The 25,618-nt window shown below is 61.2% G+C and carries 20 protein-coding genes and 1 tRNA gene; 10 read left to right on the top strand and 11 right to left on the bottom strand.

Going from position 1 to position 25,618, the window contains the following annotated elements; translation table 11 throughout:
* Positions 1–96 precede the first annotated feature (96 nt).
* Positions 97–1,347: an Nramp family divalent metal transporter gene (locus JSS95_03600; GenBank protein ID MBS1798890.1), complete on the top strand. Its 1,251-nt coding sequence runs from the start codon at positions 97–99 to the stop codon at positions 1,345–1,347.
* A 128-nt stretch (positions 1,348–1,475) separates the two neighbouring features.
* On the opposite strand, the gene JSS95_03605 is transcribed toward JSS95_03600, so the two are convergent.
* From JSS95_03605 to JSS95_03625, 5 genes are all read right to left on the bottom strand, one after another.
* Positions 1,476–1,892, bottom strand: a complete 417-nt coding sequence (locus JSS95_03605; protein MBS1798891.1) for a (deoxy)nucleoside triphosphate pyrophosphohydrolase — start codon at positions 1,890–1,892, stop codon at positions 1,476–1,478.
* A gap of 96 nt (positions 1,893–1,988) precedes the next feature.
* The gene (locus JSS95_03610; GenBank protein ID MBS1798892.1) at positions 1,989–2,735 is read right to left on the bottom strand and encodes an HAD-IB family phosphatase; all 747 of its coding nucleotides are present in this window, start codon (positions 2,733–2,735) and stop codon (positions 1,989–1,991) included.
* Positions 2,736–3,116: 381 nt separating this feature from the next.
* Positions 3,117–3,767, bottom strand: coding sequence for an outer membrane lipoprotein chaperone LolA (lolA, locus tag JSS95_03615; GenBank protein MBS1798893.1), 651 nt, complete (start codon positions 3,765–3,767; stop codon positions 3,117–3,119).
* On the bottom strand, positions 3,767–4,297 hold the full coding sequence (locus JSS95_03620; GenBank protein MBS1798894.1) for a prepilin-type N-terminal cleavage/methylation domain-containing protein: 531 nt from the start codon (positions 4,295–4,297) through the stop codon (positions 3,767–3,769). The genes lolA and JSS95_03620 overlap by 1 nt, the downstream gene beginning before the upstream one ends.
* Positions 4,298–4,343: 46 nt before the next feature.
* Positions 4,344–5,663: an insulinase family protein gene (locus JSS95_03625; protein ID MBS1798895.1), complete on the bottom strand. Its 1,320-nt coding sequence runs from the start codon at positions 5,661–5,663 to the stop codon at positions 4,344–4,346.
* Positions 5,664–5,739: 76 nt separating this feature from the next.
* On the opposite strand from JSS95_03625, the gene rlmN reads away from it, so the two are divergent.
* Together rlmN and JSS95_03635 are read left to right on the top strand one after the other, a co-directional pair.
* Positions 5,740–7,005: a 23S rRNA (adenine(2503)-C(2))-methyltransferase RlmN gene (rlmN, locus tag JSS95_03630; GenBank protein MBS1798896.1), complete on the top strand. Its 1,266-nt coding sequence runs from the start codon at positions 5,740–5,742 to the stop codon at positions 7,003–7,005.
* Between the two features lie 11 nt (positions 7,006–7,016).
* Positions 7,017–7,442 carry a hypothetical protein gene (locus JSS95_03635; GenBank protein MBS1798897.1) on the top strand — a complete coding sequence of 142 codons (426 nt, stop codon included), beginning with the start codon at positions 7,017–7,019 and terminating at the stop codon, positions 7,440–7,442.
* A gap of 29 nt (positions 7,443–7,471) precedes the next feature.
* On the opposite strand, the gene JSS95_03640 is transcribed toward JSS95_03635, so the two are convergent.
* The 5 genes from JSS95_03640 to JSS95_03660 form a co-directional block, all read right to left on the bottom strand.
* Positions 7,472–8,059, bottom strand: coding sequence for a GNAT family N-acetyltransferase (locus tag JSS95_03640; GenBank protein MBS1798898.1), 588 nt, complete (start codon positions 8,057–8,059; stop codon positions 7,472–7,474).
* A gap of 10 nt (positions 8,060–8,069) precedes the next feature.
* Positions 8,070–8,822, bottom strand: a complete 753-nt coding sequence (locus JSS95_03645; protein ID MBS1798899.1) for a GGDEF domain-containing protein — start codon at positions 8,820–8,822, stop codon at positions 8,070–8,072.
* Positions 8,823–8,930: 108 nt separating this feature from the next.
* Positions 8,931–9,962, bottom strand: coding sequence for a YvcK family protein (locus JSS95_03650; protein MBS1798900.1), 1,032 nt, complete (start codon positions 9,960–9,962; stop codon positions 8,931–8,933).
* Positions 9,963–10,095: 133 nt separating this feature from the next.
* Positions 10,096–10,656 carry a hypothetical protein gene (locus tag JSS95_03655; protein ID MBS1798901.1) on the bottom strand — a complete coding sequence of 187 codons (561 nt, stop codon included), beginning with the start codon at positions 10,654–10,656 and terminating at the stop codon, positions 10,096–10,098.
* 140 nt (positions 10,657–10,796) lie between these two features.
* Entirely contained in the window at positions 10,797–11,408 is a 612-nt protein-coding gene (locus JSS95_03660) for a DUF4254 domain-containing protein (GenBank protein MBS1798902.1), read from the bottom strand.
* Positions 11,409–11,526: 118 nt separating this feature from the next.
* Between JSS95_03660 and JSS95_03665 the strand changes: the two genes are divergently transcribed.
* From JSS95_03665 to gdhA, 4 genes are all read left to right on the top strand, one after another.
* Complete coding sequence (locus tag JSS95_03665; protein MBS1798903.1) at positions 11,527–12,606, top strand: glycosyltransferase family 9 protein; 1,080 nt, start codon at positions 11,527–11,529, stop codon at positions 12,604–12,606.
* 79 nt (positions 12,607–12,685) lie between these two features.
* Positions 12,686–14,167, top strand: coding sequence for a bifunctional D-glycero-beta-D-manno-heptose-7-phosphate kinase/D-glycero-beta-D-manno-heptose 1-phosphate adenylyltransferase HldE (hldE, locus tag JSS95_03670; GenBank protein MBS1798904.1), 1,482 nt, complete (start codon positions 12,686–12,688; stop codon positions 14,165–14,167).
* Positions 14,164–15,135 (top strand): ADP-glyceromanno-heptose 6-epimerase, encoded by a 972-nt coding sequence (rfaD, locus tag JSS95_03675; GenBank protein ID MBS1798905.1) that lies wholly within the window; start codon positions 14,164–14,166, stop codon positions 15,133–15,135. Before hldE ends, rfaD begins: the two co-directional genes overlap by 4 nt.
* A 211-nt stretch (positions 15,136–15,346) precedes the next feature.
* A complete protein-coding gene (gene gdhA / locus JSS95_03680; protein ID MBS1798906.1) occupies positions 15,347–16,702 on the top strand; it encodes an NADP-specific glutamate dehydrogenase in 1,356 nt (451 codons plus the stop codon).
* 228 nt (positions 16,703–16,930) lie between these two features.
* On the opposite strand, the gene JSS95_03685 is transcribed toward gdhA, so the two are convergent.
* Positions 16,931–17,006, bottom strand: a tRNA-Lys gene (locus JSS95_03685).
* Between the two features lie 304 nt (positions 17,007–17,310).
* Here JSS95_03685 and JSS95_03690 point away from each other — a divergent pair.
* The 3 genes from JSS95_03690 to bcsZ are packed head-to-tail and all read left to right on the top strand — an operon-like array spanning position 17,311 to position 25,590.
* A complete protein-coding gene (locus JSS95_03690) occupies positions 17,311–19,869 on the top strand; it encodes a hypothetical protein (GenBank protein MBS1798907.1) in 2,559 nt (852 codons plus the stop codon).
* Entirely contained in the window at positions 19,866–24,323 is a 4,458-nt protein-coding gene (gene bcsA, locus JSS95_03695; protein MBS1798908.1) for a UDP-forming cellulose synthase catalytic subunit, read from the top strand. Before JSS95_03690 ends, bcsA begins: the two co-directional genes overlap by 4 nt.
* A 31-nt stretch (positions 24,324–24,354) precedes the next feature.
* Positions 24,355–25,590: a cellulase gene (gene bcsZ / locus JSS95_03700; GenBank protein ID MBS1798909.1), complete on the top strand. Its 1,236-nt coding sequence runs from the start codon at positions 24,355–24,357 to the stop codon at positions 25,588–25,590.
* Positions 25,591–25,618 lie beyond the last annotated feature (28 nt).

Genomic DNA, 25,618 nt, shown 5'->3' on the forward strand with positions numbered 1-25,618 from the left:
GGGCAGTACGACTCCGGTTCATCTCACAACCAAGGGCTGGCTTTTGACGGGGCCACGCCATAACACTGGCCTCTACTCCTGGAGCGCGGGGAACGCATGACACTGTGGCGAAGATGGCGGACGCGGTTGCTCCTCTTTCTCGCCGTGCTTGGCCCTGGCTTCATCACCGCCAACGTTGACAACGACTCCGGCGGCATCCTCACCTACTCGCAGGCGGGAGCGCAGTACGGCTACGCGCTTCTCTGGACCATCATCCCCATCACTCTCGCCCTCATCGTCGTGCAGGAGATGTGCGCGCGCATGGGCGTTGTCACAGGCAAGGGCCTCAGCGATCTCATCCGCGAGGAGTTCGGCCTCCGCATCACCTTCGTCATCATGATCCTGCTGGTCATCGTCAACTTCGGCAACGTCATGGCGGAGTTCGCGGGAATCGCCGGCTCCATGCAGCTCTTTCACCTCAGCAAATACATCAGCGTTCCGGTCTGCGCCTTCATCGTCTGGATACTCATCGTGAAGGGCGACTACAAGAGCGTCGAAAAGGTCTTCCTCGTCGCCAGCTCGGTCTATATTGCGTACATTCTGGCTGGCGTCCTCAGTGGTCCCAACTGGCACACAGCCCTCGTCCAGACCGTCAAATTGCCCGAACGCGCCGTCTGGAGTGACAGGAACTACGTCTACATGACAATCGGCGTCATCGGCACCACGATCACGCCATGGATGCAGTTCTACCTGCAATCGTCCATCGTCGAAAAGGGAATCAGCATCAAGGAGTACAAGCACTCCCGGCTCGACGTCATCGTCGGCTCCATCTTTACCGACGTCGTGGCCTGGTTCATCATTGTCGCCTGTGCGGCCACGCTCTTTACGCACGGCGTGCGCAACATCGCCGAGGCGTCCGACGCCGCCGAAGCGATGAAGCCTCTCGCCGGCCAGTATGCCTTCATCCTCTTCGCCGGGGGACTCTTCAACGCCTCGTTGTTCGCCGCCTGCATTCTTCCGCTCTCGACGGCATATACCGTCTGCGAGGGCCTGGGGCTCGAGAGCGGGCTCGACAAGAGCTTTGGTGAGGCGCGGTTCTTCTACTGGTTCTATACGCTGCTGCTCTCGCTGGGAGCAGCAGCCGTACTGATCCCGAACTTCCCTCTGATCAAGGTCATCATCGGCTCACAGGTGCTCAACGGGGTGCTTCTCCCCGTGGTGCTGATCTTCATGCTCCGGCTCATCAACCGGTACGAGCTGATGGGCGAGTATACAAACTCGCGCTGGTTCAATGTCGTCGCATGGCTGACGGCGATCATCGTCATCGCGCTGTCGCTGGTGCTGATGTGGAACAGCATCCACGGCTGAAGGCGTGTTCTATTCCTGAATGAGTCGTCATGAAATCGCCATCCCGGCCGGAGCGGAGAGATATGCTGTTCGCTCGTCGTGCCTAAATTGTCCCAAGGCTTTTCTACTTGGCCGGCATTTCGAGATGTCTAAAGGATCTTGCCGTCAGACAGGTCCTGGATCAGTCCATGGTCTGCCGCGAGAAAGTCGTACCCCGTCAGTGTGGGGAGCGGGGCCCAGCGCACATCGTTGAAGATGCGGTTCTCGATCTCTCCGCTGAACTCCGTCACCGTGAAGAACTCGAGGTCGATCACCCCGCCGTTGCGGTAGCGATGCCGAACCCGCGCGACGCTCTTGCCCAGAGTGGCATTGATCCCAAGCTCTTCGTTTAGCTCACGGATCAGCGCCGCCTCCGACGTCTCGCCGGACTCGATCTTGCCGCCGGGGAACTCCCACTTCAGGCTCATCGGCTGGTCGGGCTTGCGCTGGCAGATCAGCACCTCGGTTCCCTCCGCGCCCTGGCGCAGGATCAACGCGGCCACGACGAACCTTACCGGCCTTGGCATGGTCGTTCCGGGGGGGAGCTTCAGTTTGCGAATCGTCGAAGTCACAGGACTACAGTTTAGACTCCAACGCGCAATTATTCATATTTTCAACTTCAGTCAGGCGGGTGTGACGGAGGCAGGATAGTAAACAGGCCAGTTCTCCTGCACGCAACGGTCGAGCAGGCCGGTCGTCGGATTCACCGGAAATGCGCGTTTTGCAATCGTCAGCATCGCCGCATCGTGGATCGAATTGCCAAACACTGCGTCCGGCGAGGCGATCCCAACCCGTTTCAGCGAGACAACCTTGCCCTCGTCCGTGGGAACGTCCAGAAGGGTATCGGTCACCACGCCGTTCTTCGACTCCACGCGAGCGGCAAGCACTCGATCGGCAGGGATTCCGAAGCGGCGGACCCCCTCTTCGATGACCCAGTCGTTCGTCGAGCTCACCGCCCAGATGTCCGCTCCGCTGGCGCGAAGGTTCTCGACAAGCTCCAGCATCTCGGGAAAGATATTGCGCTCGATCTTCGAGGCGAAGAAGTCGCGTGCTGCCTTGCGCAACTCGTCCTCGCGCAGTCCCTGGTAGATCTGCACCATCTCGCCGCAGATGGCGATCTCCGAGACCTCGCCGCGATGGTAGGCGCGATAGCGGGCGTCCATCCAGTCGGCGGCCTCGCGCGAGACCAGCCCCGTCTCGATCGTCCACTTCATGAACGTTGAGCCGGCGTCGCCCGACCAAAGCGTACCGTCGCAGTCGAAGACGGCGACCTTCGGCGACAGGGAGCTGACTGCTGCGTGAAACTCTTCGGTACTAAGCGATCGAATGCTGAGTGTATTGCTCAAGAGGAACTCGACTTTTCCGCGCATGGCGCTCATGGCTGCGCTGTTCAGGACTTCTGCTAGTAACTGATTTTATCAACCGGGCTGCGCGAAACCTATCGTCAGATCAGGTCGTTTGAACCACGATCAATACGTGCAGCAGGTTAAAATCTCATGATTCCATTTCGACTGGATCGGCTCGATTTTCCCAGAGGTGTCATCCTGAGCGAGCGTAGCGAGTCGAAGGATCTGCGGCTTGCTTATGCAGGCAATATCTTTATCGGCATCGGGCAAAACGCAGATCCTTCGACTCCGTTTTGCCCGCAAAAGCGCGGCAAAACTACGCTCAGGATGACACTTCATGTGGAGGGTCTCGAAGAGATCGCGCATCTTGGAATCACAAGATCGCACAATAAGTTGTCATACCGCCTAGATCGGTGGCAGTCCACTGACAACCTGAACGCCCGCCGGAGCCGTGAAGGTAAAGTCAGCCTCGCGGGTCGGCACATTCTCCTCGACCTGCGTGAAGGTGAACTCCGTCGTCGCGCCATCCAACTCTTCCATCTTCATATGCTGAATCGCGCCGGCCGCCGTCACATCGAGCGTCAGTGCTTTGATCCGCTGCTCCATCCCCACCGGCACTCCTGCGATGTGGATGCCGAGGGAGTCCTGGGTCACGGTTAAGCTGCCAAGCTCTTTCTTCAACTGCGTATGGCCCAGCAAAAACCGCAGCGGGCTGCGCAGGTCGTCCAACTGCTTTGCGGGAATGCGCTGTGCCTGGTCGTCGCCCGGCGTGTAGAACCACGCAAACTTGCCGTCGAGCACAAAGACCTTACCCGCGGGCTGGTCGTAGCTCCACCGCATGCGGCCCGGCTTCTTCAGCAGCAGCGTTCCAGACTCTGTGCGGTCGATCCCCATTCCGGCATAGCGCTCGGTGTAGTGCGCCCGCAGTGACGAGAGCCGGTTGTAGTGGTCGTCGACCTTGCGCAGCAAAGTGTCGGCATCCTGTGCACGCACGAAAACCGGCAGCGCCAGCGCGGATGCCAGCAACAGAACGCCATGCCGCAGGAAGGATCGCATTACTGAATGGGCTGGGTGCAGTTCGTTCCCCCGGCCGGGTCAAAGGTGATGCGGTTGTTCTCGTCCGAGCAGAAGCCACGGTCGCCCGACTTGCCCACCGACGTCGGAACGGCGGTGACCTCGTAGGAGGTGTACATGTCCTGGTTGTTCACCGTCACCTTGTTGCAGTTGGTGATCGCGAAGGTATATCCAGCCTTGTTCCCTGAGGCGACATCCATTGGGATCAGTTGCGCGGCCTGGGCTGAAGGCGCACCAGACTTTGGATCGCCGCCAAGCTGTGCCAGCGAACACGAGAACCCATTCGCTGGATACATTGAGTTGTAAGATAGCTGTGCCTGAACGATGGTGCGAACCGACTGCACCGCAGAGAGCTCATGCGACTGTTTGGTCAGTTTCAGCAACTGGGGAACGGCGAGAGTCATGATAATCAGCATGACCGACATAACGATCAGAAGCTCGATGAGAGTAAAACCTTCTTCGTGCCCAGCCATCTCCCGTTGCAACTTCTCGCCTGTGCTCTGCCGATCCATCATCAACCTCGCCTCGTTCATCTCTGACGTCCAACTCCAGACTTTATCAGCAGGCGAGGTCTTCGCGCTCGACCTTCATCTCGCCAAGGTTACCAAGCAGAGTCAGGGCCATCGCCTCGGTGCGGAAGAGCTCGTTCGCCAGCCTCTTCACGTCGTCCGGGGTGACTGCCTCGATCTCGCGCGTGATCTCCTCTACGCCGAAGAAGCGGCCGTAGTACATCTGCTGCCGTGCAAGGTTCGCCATGCGGCTCGACGAGCTCTCGAGTCCCAGAACGATATTGCTCTTCAGCTGGTCCTTTGCCCGCTTCAGCTCGGCGTCGCCGACTGTCTCCTGCTTCAGACGCCGCAGCTCGGCCATGGTGAGCGCAAGCGTCTCGCGCGTCTTGTCCACGGCCACGCCGGCCGAGATGATCAACGCCCCTGTATCGCGGTAGGGGCTCATCTCCGAGTAGATCGAGTAGGCCAGCCCGCGGTCCTCGCGGATCGACTGGAAGAGCCGCGAGCTCATGCCGCCGCCCAGCATCGCATTCAGCAGATAAACGCCGTAGCGGTCAGGGTGGTTCACGGCCGGGGCCGGAACTCCCAGGCAGAGCTGCACCTGCTCCAGCGACTTCTTGCGCTTGAGCGTAATGTGCGGCATCGCAACCGGGGCCTCGCGCCGGGGGAAGGGAGTGCTGGCGCTGGGCGCCAGGCCAGCGAACTTCTTCTCCACCTCGGCGACGAAGCTCTCGTGCTCCAGATTGCCTGCGGCCGAAAATACAATGTTCCGCGGCGTAAACGCCTCGCGGTAGAACTTGAAGACCGTCTCCTGGTCGAAGGCCGACACCGTCTTCTTCGTCCCGAGGATCGGCCGCCCTAGCGCGTCGCCTTTCCAGAAGTTCTGGGTGAAGATCTCGCTCACCAGGTAGTCCGGGTTGTCCTCGTCCATCTTGATCTCTTCCAGGATCACGCCCTTCTCGCGAGCCAGCTCGTCGGGGGCGAAGGTCGGATGCAGCACCAGGTCCGATAGCACATCGAGTGCCTCGTTGGTGTGCTCGTCGAGCGCCTTGATGTTGAAGCAGACGGTCTCCTTGCCGGTGAAGGCGTCCAGGTTGCCGCCGATCGTGTCCACCTCGCGGGCGATCTGGCGTGCCGAGCGCGCCGTCGTCCCCTTGAACACCATGTGCTCTACAAAATGGGAGATGCCGTTGATCTCGGCCGCCTCATCGCGCGACCCCGAACCCACCCACGCGCCCATCGAGACGCTGCGGAGATGGGGGATGCTTTCGGTCAAAACGATCAGGCCGTTATCCAAAACAGACTTGCAGATGTTGCGTGAGACACGGGGGGTAATGCGTATATCTTCGATCAGGGTGCTTGCTGCCATAGGTCTATTCTTTCATAGGCCGCCCAAAGGGGGTAAACTACAGACAGGCAAGGATATGGGTGAAGTTTAGGCGCGTATGTGGCACAAAATAAAAGACGAATCGCTGGCGCCGGAATCGGCCGCCGCGCCCAGATCGAAGGCCCTCTTCGGGATGCTCCCCGGCGAGCTGAAGGCGCTGATGGGGAGCATCGGCCAGAAGCCCTACCGCGCCACGCAGATCGTGGAAGCCATTTATAAACAGCGCGTTAGCTCCATCGACGAGATCACCGTCCTGCCCACAGCCCTGCGGGAAGAGCTTTCAGCCGCCGGATACACCCTCGGTCTGCCAGAACTCGTCCAGACCGCCCGCTCCGTCGACGGAACCGAACGCTACCTCGTCCGCCTGGCAGATGGCGAGACCGTCGAGACGGTCTGGATGCCCGACGGCGACGGCGGCGAGCGCGGCGACGGCAGCGATGCCTCAGCCGAAGAGGAGGCCGCCGAAGGCCTCGAGGGCAACCGCTCCGAATTCGCCACGTCGCCACGCCGCGACCTCAGAAACCTGGGCGCGCTCGAGCAGAACGGCTATCGCCGGGCGACCATCTGCATCTCCTCGCAGGTCGGATGCGCTGTCAACTGCCAGTTCTGCCTCACGGCCAAGCTCGGCATCAAGCGCAACCTCACCGGCGGCGAGATCGCCGGCCAGGTCGCCGCTGTCCTCAACCGCCACGGCGTCAAGATCGGCAAGGACCGCATCAACCTCGTCTTTATGGGCATGGGCGAGCCCTTCCTGAACTACGACGAGTTCATCCGAAGTGTGGAAATCCTCGCCAGGCACATCGGCATCCCCGAATCGCGCATGACCGTCTCCACCTCCGGCATCGAGCCAGCCATCCGCCGCTTTGCCCTCGAACCCCTGCGTCCCAAGCTCGCCCTCAGCCTCAATGCCTCCAACGACACCGTCCGCGAGCAGGTGATGCCCATCACGCGCAAATGGAAGATCGCCCAGCTTCTCGAAGCCGTCGGCACCATCCCGCTGGGCAAGCGCGAGTGGGTCACCTTCGAGTACGTCCTCCTCGGCGGCGTCAACGACCAGCCCCAGCACGCGCGCGAGGTCCTCGACCTGCTCAAGGACATGCGCGCCAAGGTCAACCTCATCGTCTGGAACCCCGGCCCCGGCATCGCCTACACGCAGCCCAAACCTGAGGATGTAACCGTCTTCCAGAAGCTGCTCATCGAAGGCGGCATGCCCACCTACATCCGCCGCCCCCGAGGCCGCGACATCTACGCCGCCTGCGGCCAGCTCAAACGCACGGTTAGCGAAGAACCGCAGCTTATCATGATCGATTCAGCGACGATTTAGAGGATAGTGTAATGGCTCGCCTTTCGATTGGTTTAGTCACCACCCTGGAGTTTTTCATTGGTGTTCTGTTTGCTCTGTGGAGTCTCTATGGAGTGAGTGCATTTTTCGCATCGCTAGCTCGCAGACATTTTGGTGAGGCTATCTTGTCCGTCCTCTTATTTTTAGCTGCAGCATTTGTTTCGCTGCTGTGCTTTTCAGCCGGGGTTGGATTGATCAGAAGATCTCAAAGAGCGCGGTTTTCTTCCTTAGTCCAAGGATTTTTCGTTGGCGGTCTGGGCTTGGTGTGTCTGTGGTCAGCAACACATCCAACTGACGAATATTCGCGCTCCGAATCGGGTTTCGGAGTCGGACTTGCGTTAGTCGTCCTTGTAGTGAGTTTTCTCTGGGTAGTTCTGCTGAATCTTCCTCAGACGCGCGCTGAATTCAAGCTAACGTGATCGCATAGCCTTGAGATGAGCGGTTCTAGTCATATCGAAGTATTGAGGCGGCTGGTAAGCCGAGTTCTCACCAGCGGCCACTCTTCCTTCGTAATCGAGAACCACACGCTGTGTCGCAGTGACCCATCCGGCATCACGTAGTGGTTGCGAAACGTCCCCTCGTACACCGCTCCCAGCTTCTTCATCGCAGCCTGCGATTGCAGGTTCTCGTGGTGCGTCTTCAATGCCACGCGATTCAGACCAAGCGTGTCGAACGCGTATTCAAGCTGTAGCAGCTTCGCCTCCGGGTTCACGCCCCTCTGATGCAGCTCCGGCGTGATCCACGTATGGCCGATCTCGACGGTCTTGTTCGTCAGGTCCAGATCGATGAACCGTGTCGACCCCACCACACGGCCGTTCTCTTTGAGAACCGTCACCCACGGCATCTGGGGCAGGGGAGCAAGCTTTGCCTTCAGCGCCGCAGCCAGCCACGCCTCCAGATCATTCCGCGTCTCAACGCACGTCGTCATATATCGCCAGATGCGCTCGTCGAAAGCGATCTTCTCCAGCTCAGGGAGATGCTCACGCCTTAGCGGCTCAAGCTTTACATCTCTTCCTTCGAGAGCAGGTTGTTCCATGCCTAAGACTCTAGCAGGCACAGCGATTGCGCCCACCGCGCTTCGCCTCATAGAGGGCAGCATCGGCCCTGTCGATCATATGAGCAAACCCCTGCTCGACGCTGCTGAGCCCAATGCTTACTGTGACGGCGATCGCTTCCTCCTGGATTGCGACCGGCGTCGTGGCGACCGAACATCGGATATGCTCTGCGATCTCACACGCCTCATCGAGAGCGGTCTCCGGTAGGAGAACGATGAACTCTTCTCCGCCATACCTCGCGAGGATGTCCTCTCGACGCAGTGGAGTTCGTATAGCCCGGGCGATAGCCTCAAGCGCAATGTCTCCACCGATATGCCCATAGCAGTCGTTGATCGATTTGAACCCATCGACATCGATCATCATGATCGACAGCGGAGCCTTGATCTCCTGCGCTCTCTGTCTCTCTGCCTCGAAGCGGGACATGAAATACGAGCGGTTGTATACCGTGGTCAGCGAGTCATGGGTAGCCATGTAATGCAGCTTGGCCCGTGCCTTGCCCAGCTCTACCGTCAGCCGGATAATCCGCGACATGGTGAGAGGCACCATAATCAGGGGGACAATGGCGCCGATAAGTCCGGAGTAAAGATACCCACTGCCGGTAAGCCCAAACAACCACGCGAGCGCCAGCGTGACGAGAATGGAGCCAAGAGTACTGGCTAACGTCAGGAGCAGCAGGGCGCGTCCATGTCCAAACCGCAGGATCCAGCTCTCTCGCTCCTGAGAAACCGATGAGAGGCTGCTCAAAATCTCAGCAGTTTGCAGCCGTCTGCGGATCGGATCTCCCTTGATTCCAGAGATGGCAGAAGACACATTTGAAGGGGGATGGTTGTTCATTGGCAATAGCGGTGGCGCCTAGTGAACCGGCATGGAGCCCGTTGAGGTCATGCAGATAGAAAGCAGTACCTGGGCCACGCGGTCATGGTCATGCCGCAGTACATCCCCTTCGTGAAGAAAGTTACCCGTAATCGGTTCCACGCCCAGCGCCCGCACCCGCTCCAGATCGTTCACCAGAGGCTCCTGTCCCTCGCGCGCATACTTCGCATGCAGCTCCTCTGAGATCGGAGCCGTATTGATCAACGCATAGTCGAAGAGCTTTCGTCCGCCTGCATGTTTCAGCGTCTTTTCGACGTGCTCCGATGCGGTCAGCCCCAGAGACTCGTTGGCCTGCGTCATCAGGTTGCAGACGAAGACCCGCGTTGCCTTCGACGCCGCAATCGCCTCCGGGATGCCCCGCACCAGCAGGTTCGTGATCAGCGATGTGTACAGCGATCCCGGCCCGAGCGTGATGAGGTCGGCGTTGGCGATGGCCTCCAGAGTCTCGGGAAGAGGATCGGCGCCCGAAGGCTCCAGCGTCAGCTCAGCGATGGTCTTCTTGCTCCGGGTAATGTTCGTCTCGCCCTCGACGATCGAGCCGTCTTCCATACGCGCTGCCAGCGTGACGTTCGCCGTGGTTGCCGGGAAGATCCTCCCGCGCGTGGCCAGAATCTGCGACGACATCTGGACCGCCTGGGTAAAGTCGCCGGTTACGCCCGACATCGCCGCCACAAACAGGTTGCCGAAGTTGTGCCCCTCAAGCTCTCCCTGGTCGAAGCGATACTTGAACAGCCGCGAAAGCAGGTGCTCGTCCTCAGACAGAGCGACCATGCAGTTGCGGATGTCGCCGGGGGGAAGGATATTTAGGTCGTCGCGCAGCCTTCCCGAAGAGCCGCCGTCGTCCGTGACGGTTACGACCGCTGACAGGTCGCCGATCATGGACGTGGGGCCGATGCGGGGCGTAGAACTCTCCCTCGGAGTCCGGCGCCGCTCATTGACCGGGACAAACTGCTTCAGCCCGCGCAGCAGCGTCGACAGGCCCGTGCCGCCGCCGATTGCGACGACGCGCAACGCCCTTTCAGGGCCCCCGGTTGGGTTCGAATACAACAAAGACACCTCGCAAAAGACAACGCTCGATCCATGGTAACTGGATCGAGCGTTGTGAAAGAAATACCAGATGTTAGCTGCTGAAGCTTGCTCGAAGCTAGACCTCGGGGTAGAGCAGCTCGGTGAAGCGAGGATCGTCGGCCATGTCCTGAAAGTCCGAATCCGCGCGCGCCTGGATGCGGTTGCGCGGGTTGCGGCGGATGGCCTCGGTCAGATGTTCAAGGCAGGTCTGCGAGTCGCCGGTCATCGACGACAGCACCGCCAGCCCGTAGAAGGCGTAGTCGGCGTTCTCGTCCTGCTTCAGGATTCCCTGGAAGTGTTCGCGGGCATCCTCGTAGTTTCCGTCGTTCAGCAGCGAGACGGCATAGTCATAGCGCTCCTCAGAGTTCGAGAAGGCCGTTTTGGTCTTCGATGCCTGCGCTTCGCACGCGCTCATATACATACGAACGCGCTCGGCAAGGTCGCCCGCGCCGGTATGCAGCAGCTTCTCGAACGCCGTGCGCGCCTTGTCGAACCTGCCTTCCTGCATCAGCCGGATCGCGGCTTCGTAATTTGAAAGAACATGGGCCCGGGCTGGATCGTCTGCTGGGGAGACCGCACCGGCGATGGTGCGGGGGGAGCGTTTGGGAGCAGTTGCGGTCTTTGCTGTCTGTGCCATGGTCAATTTCTTTTTTCGCCCGTACCGGGCGCACTCCTGAGCTAGCCGTTTGGTCGCGGCCAACCGATTTTCTTGATTGCTTCAGTCTCGGATTTATACGCAGAGACGGGCCTGAGGTCAACTCCACGAACGAGTCAGCCTCATGTCCGGTATTTGTAGATTACAGGGTTCAGCTCCGGATCGTTGTACATCTTCATCTGCCGGTAGAGTTTGAACCGCCTTCTACCTGAAGCCATCTCCTCATTCAGGACACCAAGCGCCCCTGCCAGATCGTCACGCTGCTCCTGGAGCAGCAACAGTCGCGCCCGGTTCTTCTCGCGATGTTCTTCGGAGGCGCCCGCGCGTCCCGCCTCTTCCGCCGTGTGGTAGATCTTCAGCGCGAGGATCGAGAGCCGGTCGATCATCAGGCCCGGCGTCTCCGAGTGCAACGGCGCGTCCGGGTGCCCTGCGAAGACCTGCTGGAACTCTGCCAGCAGCAGGCCGTCGATCTGCTCTACCAAGTCGTTGCGTCTCTGGTTAAGCCGGTCGATAGCGCGTTTCACGGTCGCAATCGCGGCATCTGTCGCGCGAGGATCGCGGGCTTTGTCCTCCTCATGCCACAGGTCGAAGTTCGCGCGGTGCTGGGCGCGCACCAGCTCGTTCAGGTTTGCCGTTCCGCCCTCGCGGACGATGAGGGGCTCTACGCTGCGCGGGCTGTGCCACTCCGCGGTCGTCTGGCCGTGCAACTGGGTGATGGCGGATGCGTCCAGCATGTTGTACAAGTTTCGTAACTCCATCGATGACTTTACCAGTTTGCGCCATGGATATTGCTCGATTGCCTCCGAGCAAGCAGACTATGAACAGGCCATGACGACCGAATCACTCCCCAAGATGACTGCGGCCGCTGTTCCACCGGCAAAACGAGTCCTGATCTACAGGCTGGGCAGCCTGGGCGATACGCTGATCGCGCTGCCTGCGCTCCACCTGGTCGCACGCGCCTTCCCCAATGCCGAGCGGCGCATGTTGACGAATGTTCCCGTCAGCGTCAAAGCTCCGCCCGCGGCCGCCATCCTCGACCACACTGGACTCGTCCACGGCTTCATTCGTTATGCCGTAGGGACGCGCAGCGTGCTCGAACTTGCAAAGCTCTGGTGGACCATCCGCCGCTGGCGTCCCGATGTTCTCGTCTACCTCGGCTCTTCGCGAGGAGTGGAATCCGCGCAGCGGGATGCGCGCTTCTTCCGGCTCTGCGGTATACGCCAGCTCATCGGTGTGCCCGTCACGGAAGACATGCAGCAGAACCGCTGGCAGCAGGAGGCCCAGGCCCTGGAGCCCGAAGCCGAGCGGCTCGCCCGCAACATCGCATTGCTCGGCGACGCACGGCTCAACGACCCCGCAAGCTGGGACCTCCACCTTACAGAGGAGGAGAAGGCCAGAGCCGATGCCGCACTCGGCCCGCTGCGTGAGATGCCACTGATTGCCGTTAGCGTCGGGACCAAGGTGCAGTCCAAGGACTGGGGCCGCGACAACTGGCGCGCACTCCTCGCGCAGCTTGCCGTCTTGCATCCCGGCTACGGTCTCGCGCTCAGCGGAGCGCCGGAGGAGAGCGAGGCCAGCGAGTTCGCAGGCGATGGCTGGCGCCAGTCCGGCGGCGGACCCGTGGTCAATCTCTGCGGCAGGCTCACCCCGCGCGAGAGCGCCGCCGCCTTTCGTCGCGCGCGTATCTTCATCGGACACGACAGCGGCCCCATGCACCTCGCCGCGGCCGTGCAGACGCCCTGCGTGGCGATCTTTGCGGCCCGCAACAAACCGCGCGTCTGGTTCCCATATGGGAATCGGCATCGCGTGCTCTATCACAAGACCGAGTGCTGGGGCTGCGGCCTCGAGACCTGTATCGTCGAGCGCAAACGTTGTCTCACCTCGATTACCGTCGATGAAGTTGTTGCCGAAGTGCGAGCTATTCTCGGGTGACACCAAAGCGTCACCTTTGCTGTAACCATGAATCATGAGGGATGCGATGATAGAAGTCGAAGGAGCGACTCCCCGCGGCATGCTACCCGAATTGCACTCCATTCTGAACCTCCTCGAAGGAGGCTTCTCCAGCCTCAGGGTCCTTGTTGTCGGCGATATTATGCTCGACCGCTACATTCACGGCGAGGTCGAGCGGATCTCACCAGAGGCCCCGGTTCCTGTCCTTCGCCACGCCACGCGCTACGAGCGTGCGGGCGGCGCGGCCAACGTCGCCATGAACCTCGCCGGCCTCGGCTGCCATGCCATTCTGGCCGGTTTCTGGGGAGACGATAGCGAGCAGGCTGAGTTGAAGTCGATGCTCGAACGCGCCGGCGTGGATACCGTAGGCGTCGTTACAAGCTCGCTTCCTACCATCTCCAAGACCCGCATCGTCGGCCGTCAGCAGCAGCTTCTTCGGCTCGATATCGAGAGCCGCGACACTCCACCCGAAGACGAGATGAACCGGCTCATCGAGCGCGTCACCAGCCTGGTCGACAAAGTTCACGCGGTCATCCTCTCCGACTACGCGAAGGGAGCGCTCTCGCGGGCTGTCTGCGAGGCTGCTATCCGTGCCGCGAAGGCAAAAGATATTCCCGTGCTGGCCGATCCCAAATCGCCGGACTTCGGCAAATACTCCGGCGCAACCAGCGTCTGCCCCAATCTCGGCGAACTCGCCCTTGCTACCGGTATCCCATCGCACCAGACCGAAGCTCTGCTGGATGCAGGCCAGCGACAGGTCGCCGAACACGATCTCGGCTTCCTCACCGTCACCATGAGCGAGAAGGGAATCAGCGTCCTCTGGCCTGAGCGCCGCTTCCATTCGCCGGCTCGCGCCCGCGAGGTCTTCGACGTCTCCGGCGCTGGAGATACCGTCATCGCTACACTCGCCGCCGCACTTGCTGGTGGCCTCCAGGTCGAAACCGCCGTCGACCTTGCCAATCTCGCCGCCGGCATTGTCGTCGGCAAGATGGGAACGGTGCCCATCGCACAGCATGAGTTGATCGCCGAGTTGACTCCCTCGACCGGCCTTACCGCTGGCGAGAAGATCCTCGACCTCGAGCGCATCTCGCGCCGTGTCGCCGAGTGGCGCGCCTCGGGCGAGACGATCGTCTTCACCAACGGCTGCTTCGATCTCCTCCACGTCGGCCACATTACGCTGCTTGAAGACTGCCGCCGCTTCGGCACCAAGCTCGTCCTCGGCCTCAACGCCGACTCTTCCGTCTGCCGCCTCAAAGGGCCAACGCGGCCCATCGTTGGCGAGCGTGAACGCGCCCGCGTGATGGCCGCGCTTGCCGCCGTCGACGCCGTCGTGCTCTTTGAGGAGGACACCCCGCTCGAACTGATTCGCGCCCTCAAGCCCAACGTCCTCGTCAAAGGCGGCGACTACACCATCGAGACCGTCGTCGGGCACGAAGATGTGCTCGCCTACGGAGGCCGCGTCGAGATCGTGCCCACGGTCGAAGGGTTCTCAACCACCAACATCGTCAAAAAACTGGCGGCAACCGAGGAGAAGGCGAAGTGATCATCGTTACCGGCGGAGCAGGGTTCATTGGCAGCAACCTCGTCCATCAGTTGAACGCCATCGGCGAGAAGAACATCCTCGTCGTCGACAACCTCGCCCCAGCGCCGAACCTCAGCGGGCCGAAGTTCCTCAACCTCGCGGGCGCGCAGTACGCCGACTACATGGACAAGCGCGAGTTCCGCGCTGCGGTGAAGTGTGGCGACTTCGAGGGTGCCAAGGTCCGCGCCATCCTGCATCAGGGGGCGTGTTCCAACACGCTCGAAGACGATGGCCGCTACATGATGGACAACAACTTCACCTACTCGAAGGAGCTGCTGCACTTTGCCCTCGAGCACAAGATTCCGTTCGTCTATGCCTCCACGGCGGCGACGTACGGCGCAAGCACCAGCTTCACCGAGGTCCCCGCCAACGAGCGGCCGCTCAATGTTTACGGTTACTCCAAGCTGGTCTTCGACAACTACGTCCGCCGCCTGATACCCGAGATGAAGAGCACCGTCGTAGGTCTGCGTTACTTCAATGTCTACGGTCCGCGCGAGCAACATAAGGGACGCATGGCCAGTGTGCTGCACCACTTCACCAAGCAGCTCAAGGAGACCGGCACCATCTCGATGTTTGAAGGCTCCGGCGGATACGCCAATGGAGAACAGCGCCGCGACTTCGTCTACGTCAACGACCTCGCACGCATCAACCTGTTCTTTGCTGGCCTGCTTCCCGGCGAACACGCCCCGAAGAACGTCCACGCCGTCGTCAATGCCGGAACCGGCGAGGCCCGCACCTTCAAGGCAGTGGCCGAGGCGCTGATGAAGGTCCACGGCCCCGGCAAGATCGAGTACATCCCGTTCCCCGGCGACCTCAAGAACCGCTACCAGCACTTCACCCAGGCAGACATCGCCGGGCTGCGTGCCGCAGGGTACACCGCGCCGTTCACCTCGCTGGAAGAGGGAACCGCGGAGACCTTCAAGAGCTAAAGCACGCTTACATCCGGTAAGCTTTAATTTTGCGATCCAAGGAAGAAGTGCTATCTCACCCAAGCGAGACGAACCCATCGCCTTGCAGAGGAGAGAGCTGTTTCTTCGCCATGCTGAAGAATCCCGGAGCGAAGCTCGACCACAGAGGCTCCAGCCCCCTTGAAGGGCAGAGGAGAGGCGCAATGTTGAATAACTGACAAAGGGTGTTTTGATGAACCGTATCGATGAAAAGCTTCAGCCTATCTTCGCCGATGTGACTCGCCGCAACTCTGGCGAAGCGGAGTTCCACCAGGCGGTACACGAGGTTCTGGAGAGCCTGGGCCGCGTTGTCGCCAAGCATCCCCAATTCCTCGACCAGGCGCTGATCGAGAGAATCTGCGAACCGGAGCGGCAGATCATCTTCCGCATTCCATGGGTGGACGATGCCGGCAGGGTGCAGATCAACCGCGGCTTTCGCGTACAGTTCAACTCCGCGCTCGGCCCCTACAAGGGCGGAATGCGTTTTCATCCATCGGTCAACGTCGGCATCATCAAGTTTCTCGGCTTCGAGCAGACGTTCAAGAACGCGCTGACCGGAATGCCCATCGGCGGCGGCAAGGGAGGGTCCGACTTCGATCCCAAGGGCAGGTCGGATGGCGAGATCATGCGCTTCTGCCAATCGCTGATGACCGAACTGCACCGCCATCTTGGCGAATACACCGACGTTCCGGCGGGCGACATCGGCGTGGGCGGACGCGAGATAGGCTACATGTTCGGGCAGTACAAGCGCCTGACCAATCGCTACGAAGCAGGCGTCATCACCGGTAAGGCACTCGCCTATGGCGGGTCGCGCGCGCGCACCGAGGCGACCGGCTACGGCAATACCTACTTCGTGCAGGCCATGCTGGAGACTCGCGGGACCGGCTTTGACGGCAGAAAGGTCGTCGTCTCGGGTTCGGGAAATGTGGCGATCTATACGATCGAGAAGGTACAGGCCTTCGGCGGCAAGGTCGTCGCCTGTTCCGACTCCAGCGGCTATGTCGTGGACGAGAACGGCATCGACCTCGATCTGCTGAAGGAGATCAAGGATGTGCGGCGCGAGCGCATCTCGGAGTATGTAAACACGAAGGGAGCGGGCGTGCACTTCATTCCTGCCGATAAGGGTTCGGTCTGGGATGTGCCCTGCGACGTCGCCATGCCCTCGGCCACGCAGAACGAGCTTTCCGGCAAGGATGCGGGCACGCTGGTGAAGAACGGCGTGATCGCCGTGGGCGAAGGCGCGAACATGCCATCGACCCCCGAAGCGATCAAGGTCTTCCAGGATGCAGGCGTGCTGTTTGCCCCCGGCAAGGCGGCCAACGCAGGCGGCGTAGCTACGTCTGCGCTCGAGATGCAGCAGAACGCGAGCCGCGACAGTTGGACCTTCGAGCAGACTGAGGAACGTCTCGCCACCATCATGCGGAACATCCACGACACATGCGCTTCCACCGCTGAGGAATACGGCGCAAAGGGCAATTACGTGCTCGGTGCAAACATAGCGGGCTTCGTCCGCGTGGCCGAGGCGATGCAGATGATGGGCGTCATCTGACCGGCGACCTCGGTGGTTGCAGGGGGGCCCTCACAAAGAGGGTCGCCTGTAGAGCGGTTTGTGATGCAGATTCCTCCGCTGCGCTGCGGAATGACAAAGCTGGAGGGAGCACTTTAGAGCATTTTCCTCGCAGGTGCGGTCTTCAGGGCCGAAGGCCCGTCACATAACAGCCTGGGCCGACCGGCCTGGCCGCGCTTGCAGGGAAACATCTCTAAGGCGAGGAAGGAGTGGTGAGAGCGCTGGGGCTCGAACCCAGGACCAACGCCTTAAAAGGGCGATGCTCTACCAACTGAGCTACGCTCTCGAACCGTATCTCCAAGTTAGCACATTCCTCAGTGCAAATTTTTTTACCCCGACTCACGCTTCTAGGAGATTCCAGAGCTGTGGCGCGATGGAGATCTGGGTCCCTCCATTCCCCGCAAGATGTACAAATCGCAGGTACCAAGCGGGTGACGTGTGACACGAAAGTCGCATCATGGATTCATTGACTTGCATTTGAGGTGCCATTAACCTCGTGCTATTGCATGACATCGAGAAAAGCGTGTCAGCAAGCAAGCAAAGCCGCCGGCAGCATGTGCAGGCCGAACCGCCGGGACAGGACAATGACGATGGAAAAACGGGGCACGGACAAGATTGAGGATCTCGGCGTCGCCGAGACACCGGAAGATGTCGCTGTACTTTACTCGTGGGCAAATCTTCACGGTGCAAAGTATCGCGACTTCTCGGCTTCCCGCCGGGAGTACCGCGCCCAGTTGCGCCATCGCGCTGCCGAGCAGGTCCGCCAGCAGGCGCTCATCGCTCAGGCCGAAGCTGAAGCAGCCGCCTCTGTCGCCGAAGCGGAGGCGCGCAAGGCTGCGGATGCGGCCCGGCTTGAACCCGGCATCAAATCCGACTCCTCCATCAAGCGGAACCTTCGTAACGCTGAAGAAGCTGCGCGAACAGCCGCGGCCGAAAGAGTAGAGGCCGCCCGTCGTGCTGAAGCTGCCGCAACCGCCGAGGCCGCCGCCCGCCGCGAAGAGCGCGAGATCGCAGACGCCCATGCCTCGGCCGAACGCCAGGCCGCCCGCTACGCCGAATCCGAGATCCGACGTCGCGAGGCCAGTATGCGCGGTGTCAATCAGGACGAGGTTCCCGGTCAGATAACCGATCCCTACACGCCGCAGCCTGCAACGTTTCCACAGGGCAGCTACGCAGAGGCCGTCCGTTACCAGACCACGCCTGTGCAACAGGAGCAGCGACAGGAGATGTTTCAGCCTCAACAGACGGCCCCGCCGGTCTCAGTCCGGCAGCCGGCCCCCGTTGTCCAGCAGCCGATCGCGCCTGTTCAGCCTCCGGCGCAGGTCGTCGAATCTATCGTTGCGCGTGGCACCGATTCAAGCTCCTCCCAGCGAAGGCGCCAGGGGTACCGCCCCGACGACGCTTCGGGCGTCAGACAGATCTATCGCGGACCCGAGTACGACGCTCCGCTAACAGAACGCCGTGCGACCGACTCCGGCCGCATGCCGACCCCCTCGCAGCCGCGCATGGAAAGCCAGGTTCCCAGGGAACGGAGAACGGTACCCGAGCAGCCGCGCGTCGAGTCGCAGATTCCCCCACAGCCTGCGCCTGCTTCTCCAGGGGCGGGTTCGTCTGCCTCTGGATCCGGAGTGGCCGGTTCCAGCAGTGGCGGGCGGCACCCATTCAACGCCCAGGCTACGCCGCGGCAGGATGTCGTGCGCGGGGATGCGGTGAAACCTGCCCCCGCTCCTGCCGGAGTGTCCCAGCTGCGCCCCACCATTCCGCCAGGCGCGCCTGCACACAACACACCTCCTGCGCGTTCAGTGGAACCTGCGCCGATCGCGCCGTTCTGGGAGCACTCGCGCCCCGTAGAGCGGGCCGCTACCGGATTCAACACCGTTTACGATCCGAATCGCGAGCCTGCGCCGGGCTCTGCATCGGCCATGCTCCCGATAGCTCAACCAATTGCGCGAACTGAGCCTGCTGCCGCACCGCGGCCGGTTTCGCCATTCTCGCAGCCGCCGGTTATCGGCGACCCAACCCGCGGACGCAGAGCGCAGGACGACTTCACCATGGATCGTTCCGTTGGCTTCCCAGCGATTCAGCGGGCTGGAACCGGTGCGCAGCCGCCGTATTTTGGAGAGCAACAGCTTCCGCCATCGCCGCAGATCGCCGAATCCGGCCCCAATACGCCATTTTCCGCCGATCCCGCGGGTCCGGCGTGGTTTTATGCTCCCGCAGCTTCTGCTGAGCCTCAACCGCAGTTCGGCAATCCTGTGCAGCTACCCTCGGTCGCAGAGACGCTTCAGCACTCCCGCGAGCGCGTCGCCGCTCGCTGGTATGCGCTCAAGGGGGTCTTCGAGCAGCCGGGTGAAACGGTGGAGCAGGTTCCCGTTCGCCAGAAAGAGATTCGCACTCCCGTCCTTGCCGTCTTCTCGCTTGCGGGTGGCGTCGGCAAGACCAGTCTCGTCGCCACCATTGGAAGGTCCCTCTCCTCGCTTGGGGAAAAGGTACTGCTTACCGATACGACCTCACACGGTCTGCTTCCGTTCTACTTTGGCGCCAGCGAGCTCAGACAGGGAACGGTCCGCACCTTCTCGCCGCCCAGCGGCAGCACAGACGCGCCGATCTATCTGGTCAGCTACGACGTTCCCACGGAGAAGGCTGAGCAGCCGGAGAAGGAAAAGCTGGTTGAAGACATCCTCAACAACAATCGCGGAACCCATCGCATCATGCTGGATCTTACCGTCAATTCGGCATGGATCATCCGCTACATGGCCCGCATGAATCCGACAGTGCTGGTTCCGCTGGCCCCCGACATGAATTCGGTCATCAGCCTTCAAGCCATAGAGAAGTTCTTCCAGGGGATGGTCGACGCCGACGGACGGCCTTTGCAGCCCTACTACCTGATCAATCAATTCGATGTCTCGCTGCCGCTGCATCTCGATGTGCGAGAGGTGCTGCGCCGCCAGCTTGGCGACCGCCTCCTGCCGTTCGTCATCCACCGCGCGCCCGAGGTCTCCGAGGCCCTGGCCGAAGGAATGACGGTCGTCGACTATGCGCCGGAGTCGCCGGTTTCGGGAGATTACATGAATGTCGCAACCTGGCTGCGCACCGTTGCGGCCCCTGCCACGGCAGGTTTCCGCAATGTGCGCTGGAGTGAGCGATGAGCGATTCGCCACTCTGGCGCGAGTTTGAATCCGGCGATGGGCTTCTCCTCAGGTTGCTCCGCTTTGTCATTGTCGTGGCGGGCATCGTCTTCCTGTTTTCGACGGCGATCCTCGAGCTGACCTGGCCGCAGCAGCTTGTCCTTGGTCTGCTGACCGTCCTTGTCGCCATCTGGATGGACCGCAGTTCCAGTTCTTACCTCGTCACGCTGACGCTGATGATTGCGTCCATGTACTCGACCTTCCGGTACGGGTTCTGGCGTATCGCGACGACAGGCAAGTTCTTCTTCGATCCCGGCTCCAAGTGGAGCGTTCTCGACGGCTTCTTCATCTCCATGCTGCTGCTGGCCGAGGCCTACGCCTTCATCATCCTCTTCCTCGGCTATCTTCAGACCGTCTGGCCGCTGCGGCGCACCCCTGTGCCGCTTCCGGAAGACCCACATGTCTGGCCCTCGGTCGATCTGCTGATCCCCACTTACAACGAGCCTCTCAGCGTGGTGAAGTACACCGCACTCGCCTCGATGAATATCGACTGGCCCGCCGACAAGCTCAATGTCTATATTCTCGACGACGGCAAGCGCGAGGAGTTTCGCAAGTTCGCCGAAGAGGCCGGCATCGGCTACATGACGCGCGACGACAACGCCCACGCGAAGGCCGGCAACATCAACCGCGCGCTTGCCCGGCTCGACTCGCCCTTTGTCGCCATCTTCGACTGCGATCACGTCCCCACGCGCAGCTTCCTGCAAGTTACACTCGGCTGGTTTCTTCGCGACAACAAGCTGGCGATGCTCCAGACGCCGCACCACTTCTATTCGCCCGACCCGTTCGAGCGCAACCTCGGCCAGTTCCGCACCATCCCCAATGAAGGAGAGCTCTTCTACGGTATCGTCCAGGACGGCAACGACTTCTGGAACGCGACCTTCTTCTGCGGCTCCTGCGCCATCCTGCGCCGCACCGCGCTCGACGAGATCGGCGGCATCGCCGTCGAGACCGTCACCGAAGACGCCCACACCTCGCTGCGCATGCAGATGAACGGCTGGAACACGGCCTACATCAACATTCCTCAGGCCGCCGGTCTCGCTACAGAGCGTCTCAGCGGCCATGTAAAACAGCGTATTCGCTGGGCCCGCGGCATGATCCAGATCATGCGCACCGACAACCCGCTCTTTGCGAAGGGCCTCAAGCCGGCGCAGCGTCTCTGCTACTTCAACGCGATGACGCACTTCCTGTATGCGTTGCCGCGCCTCATCTTCCTGACGGCTCCGCTGATCTACCTCATCCTCGGCCAGGTCAACGTACCCGGTTACTGGGCTGCGATTCTGGCTTATGCGCTTCCGCATCTTTTCCTGTCGAGCATTACCAACTCGCGCATTCAGGGCAATCATCGCCACTCGTTCTGGAACGAGATCTACGAGACCGTACTTGCGCCGTTCATCTTTCTGCCGACCATGCTTGCACTGATCAATCCCAAGCTCGGCAGCTTCGATGTAACGGCAAAGGGCGGCGTCGTCAACCGACGATTCTTTGATACGCGCATCGCGCGGCCGTTTCTGTTCATGATGTCGCTCAACCTCCTTGGAGCGCTGCTCGCGATCCCGCGCCTCTTCTATGTCCCGTTGCCTTATATCGGCGATCTCTACGATGCGGGCCACTCCGGCACCGTCATCATGAACCTGGTCTGGGTCTGCTTCAACATGGTCATCCTTGGCGTCTGCTCCGCGGTCGCCTGGGAGAGCCAGCAGCGCCGCCAGACCGTGCGCATCGAGATGGCCGCGCCGGTCCAGGCCCGCATGGCAAATGGAAGCCTGATTCAGGGGACCACCTACGATATGTCCAGCGGCGGCCTGATGATGAAGATGGAGCGCGACTTTGTCGCTTCTCCCGGCGATTCCATCAAGCTCTCCATGCCGGTGCTCGACGGCGACGCCATCTTGCCCGCAACCGTTATCGAGATCAGCGGAAACATTATTCGCGCTCAGTTCGATCCGCTGACTCTCCAGGAAGAAGAAGCGCTGACCATGATCCTCTACTCCCGCGCGGATACCTGGCTGGGATGGGGAGAGAACCGCGAACCCGACCAGCCCATGAAGAGCCTGGGACTCATTTTGAAGCTCGCCGTAAAAGGGCTGTCGGAGACGGCAAGAGGTTTGATGAAGACTACAAAGAAGACCGCGCCGAAGGGCAAGCTCGTCACCAGCATCTCTCCGCTGCTCCTGCTGGCGCTCCTGTTTTCGGCTACAACGCTGCTCGCTCAGCCCGATCCTACTTCGGCGCTTACGGTCTCCGATACAGGGGTGCAGGCACGCACTGTTGCTCCCGGCACATTCGACAATCTCTTTACGCTTGCCGACCTCGGCGTACCCGACACCATCGTCCTTCGCGGAGTCGACGCCTACCACACCGTCTACTTCTCGTTGCCGCAGACGCAGATCGTCAAGACGGCCACGATGAAGCTGCAATACCACTTCTCACCCGGCCTGATCCCGTCGCTCAGCCATCTCAAGGTCTCGCTCAACGGAACGCTCTTCGCCACGTTGCCGGTCACCCTCAAGCCGACGCCTCCCGGCCCTTCGGATCCCAATGGCACCCGCGCCGAGAACAGCGCGCTGCTCGAAGCGACCCTCACGCTGCCAGCCGAGATGCTGGTGCGCGACAACCAGCTCACCTTCGAGTTCGTCGGCCACTACACCATGGAGTGCGAAGACCCCTCGCACACCGCGCTGTGGAGCCACGTCGACGCCACGTCGACCATCGAGCTAGCCGGCTCGCTGCTGCCGCTTAAGGACGACCTCAAGCTGCTCCCGCTGCCGTTCTACGACTCCAAGGTCAATCTGCATCCGTCGATCCCGATCGTCTTTTTTGGACAGCCGTCGCCTCGCTCTCTTCAGGCGGCAGGCATTGTCTCGTCATGGTTCGGTGTCCTCACCGACTCCCGGGCAATCCGCTTCCCAGTCTCGCTCGGCACGATCCCCGCGGGTAATGCCATCGTCATCGCCGAAAACTCAGGCGATCTTCCCGCCGGCCTCAAGGCGGGAGGCGCATCCGGCCCCACGATCACGATGCGGCCCAACCCCAACGACCCCTACTCCAAGGTGCTGGTTCTCACCGGAGACAACGCCGACGATCTGCTGACTGCCGCGCTCGGACTTGCGCTTCAGCGCGACATGCTCTCCGGCGACTCCGCGCGCATCGGATCGCTCAAGATGCCCGCTGTCCGCGAGCCCGACGACGCACCGCGCTGGCTCTCGACCGAACGCATCACTCCAGTTGGAGACATCGCGCAGACGGGCGACCTCCAGGGCGATGGCTCGGTGCCTATGCGTATCTACATGCGCGTGCCGCCTGACCTTTACTACGGCCAGATGCAGAACCTCTCCTTCCATCTCGGCTATCGGTACAACGGGATTCCCATCTCCAACGAGAGCTCGATGCAGGTCTATATGAACGACGCCTACATCAGCTCCACGCCTTTGCCCCACACGGAGAATGCCTCGGCGCAGCTCGAAACAGTAGTGCCGGTTCCCGTTGGCAACATGCGGCCGTTCTCCAACACCTTTATGTCGCAGTTCATCTTTCTGCTCGCCAAGAAAGGGAAGTGCCAGGACACCGCGCCCTACAACATGAAGGCGGCGATTCTCAAGGATTCCTATCTCGACATCAAGGACATCCCGCACTGGACCGCGCTGCCCAACCTTGAGATCTTCGCCAACGCGGGGTATCCCTTCACCCGGCGCGCCGACTTGTCCGACACGACAGTCGTTCTCCCCGGCTCTCCAGCCGCCGACGAGATCGAGACATACCTCACGCTGATGGGGCACTTCGGCAGCCAGACCGGCTATCCCGTCACCAATGTCAGCGTCACCGACGCCGACGGCATGAAGACCGACGGGCGCAAGGATTACCTCGTCATTGGCACTGTCGATGACTCGCCCGCTCTCACCAAGCTCAATCCCTCGCTTCCTGTCGTCGTCGATGGCAGCGGACTTCACATTCAGGACACGCAGGGCTTCTTCGCCTCGATGCAGCACGCCTGGTGGAAGGTCCGCAGCTCGGATCACATTCAGTCCGGCCAGCTTGAGACCGCCGGAGGCCTCCCCGACGTTCTCATTGAGGGCATGGAATGGCCTGCGCGCTCCGGACGCTCGGTTGTTCTCGTCGCCCTGCGCGACCATGCCGTCGTGCCCAACTTCCTCTCCGTCTTCCTCAAGACCGCGCAGTCCAGCGACATCTCGCAGTCGGTCAGCGTGCTGCACGGGCGCCGTTTCTCCTCCTACCGCATTGGCAACGACGTCTACTACGTCGGCTCGCTGTCGCTGTGGACGCGCATCAACCTGTTCTTCTCCCAGTTCCAGTGGTCGATGGTGCTCGGCACGTTCATCATCTGCTTCCTGCTGGCGACCATCGTCCGGGCATCGCTGCGCCACCGCGCCCGTGTGCGGCTCCAGGGAAATGACTAGGTCATCGTGAATGTGGCTGTTGAAGGGCTCAATGTTTCGCAAACGGCACGGCTTCAGCCATGCCGTTTGCGTCCACTCTAAAGGAGTCGCTCGTCTGAAACGCTCACACCACGGCCGCAGGATGTACCGCAACATGGTGGCAGCCCTCCTGCTTTCGACCGCGCTTTCGACCCTCTGCCTCGCGCAACCCGCGTGGCCGCTCTGGGACAGCTACAACCGCATCGTCATCGACCAGCAGGGCCGTGTCATCGACCATAGTGCGCAGGACCGCACCACCAGCGAAGGCCAGTCCTACGCCATGTTCTTTGCTCTTGTGGCGAACGACCGCGCGCGCTTCGACAAGCTGCTTCATTGGACGGAGATCAACCTCGCTGGCGGTGATCTCACCCAGCATCTGCCCGCCTGGAGCTGGGGCAAGGCGGGCGATGGCTCCTGGAAACCGCTCGACCTGCATCCAGCCTCGGACGCCGACCTCTGGATGGCCTACTCCCTTATCGAAGCGGGACGTCTCTGGAAGGATCCCCACTACGACCGTCTCGGAATGGCGCTGGCCGCTCAAGTCGCGCAGCAGGAGGCAGTCTTTGTTCCGGGACTTGGAACCACGCTGCTTCCCGGACCCACCGGCTTTCACCCCGACGCGCAAACCTGGATCATCAACCCCTGCTACCTCCAGCCCTCGATTCTTGCCCGCCTTTCGAAGGCGATGCCCAATGGCCCCTGGGCCGCCATCCTGGATTCGCTCGACCCCATCCTCGCTCAGGGTTCGGGCGCGGGATATGCGATGGATTGGGTTACAGCCGGAACCGGCATCCATCCCTCCGCTACTCCCACCCAGCACGCCTCGGGCGATGCAGGTTCGATGCCCGTAGGAGGCTACGAGGCCATCCGCGTCTATTTATGGCTCGGCATCGCAGACCCCGGTACGCGCAATCTGCATGGCCTTCTGGCCCGTGTTCCGGCGATGGCCTCGTATCTACAGTCGCACCCCGTTCCCCCGCAGCAGGTCGATGCGCTGGGAAGGGTCGTGAACCCCAACGGACCCCCCGGTTTCTCGGCTGCGCTCATTCCATATCTCCGCGCCCTTGGAAAAGACTCCGAGGCGAAGATCCAGTCCGACCGTCTGGCCTCCACCCGCGACGCAACAACCGGCTTGTACGGAAAGAGCGCCGACTACTATGATCAGAATCTCGCACTGTTCGCAACTGGTTGGTCCGAAGGGAGATTCCGCTTCGATCGCGACGGAAAGCTCCACGTAAAGTGGAAGTAAACATGCTTGTGAAAAGAGCTATTGGCAA

This window comes from Acidobacteriota bacterium (genome assembly GCA_018268895.1).
In the GTDB taxonomy this organism is placed as follows: Bacteria; Acidobacteriota; Terriglobia; order Terriglobales; family Acidobacteriaceae; genus Edaphobacter.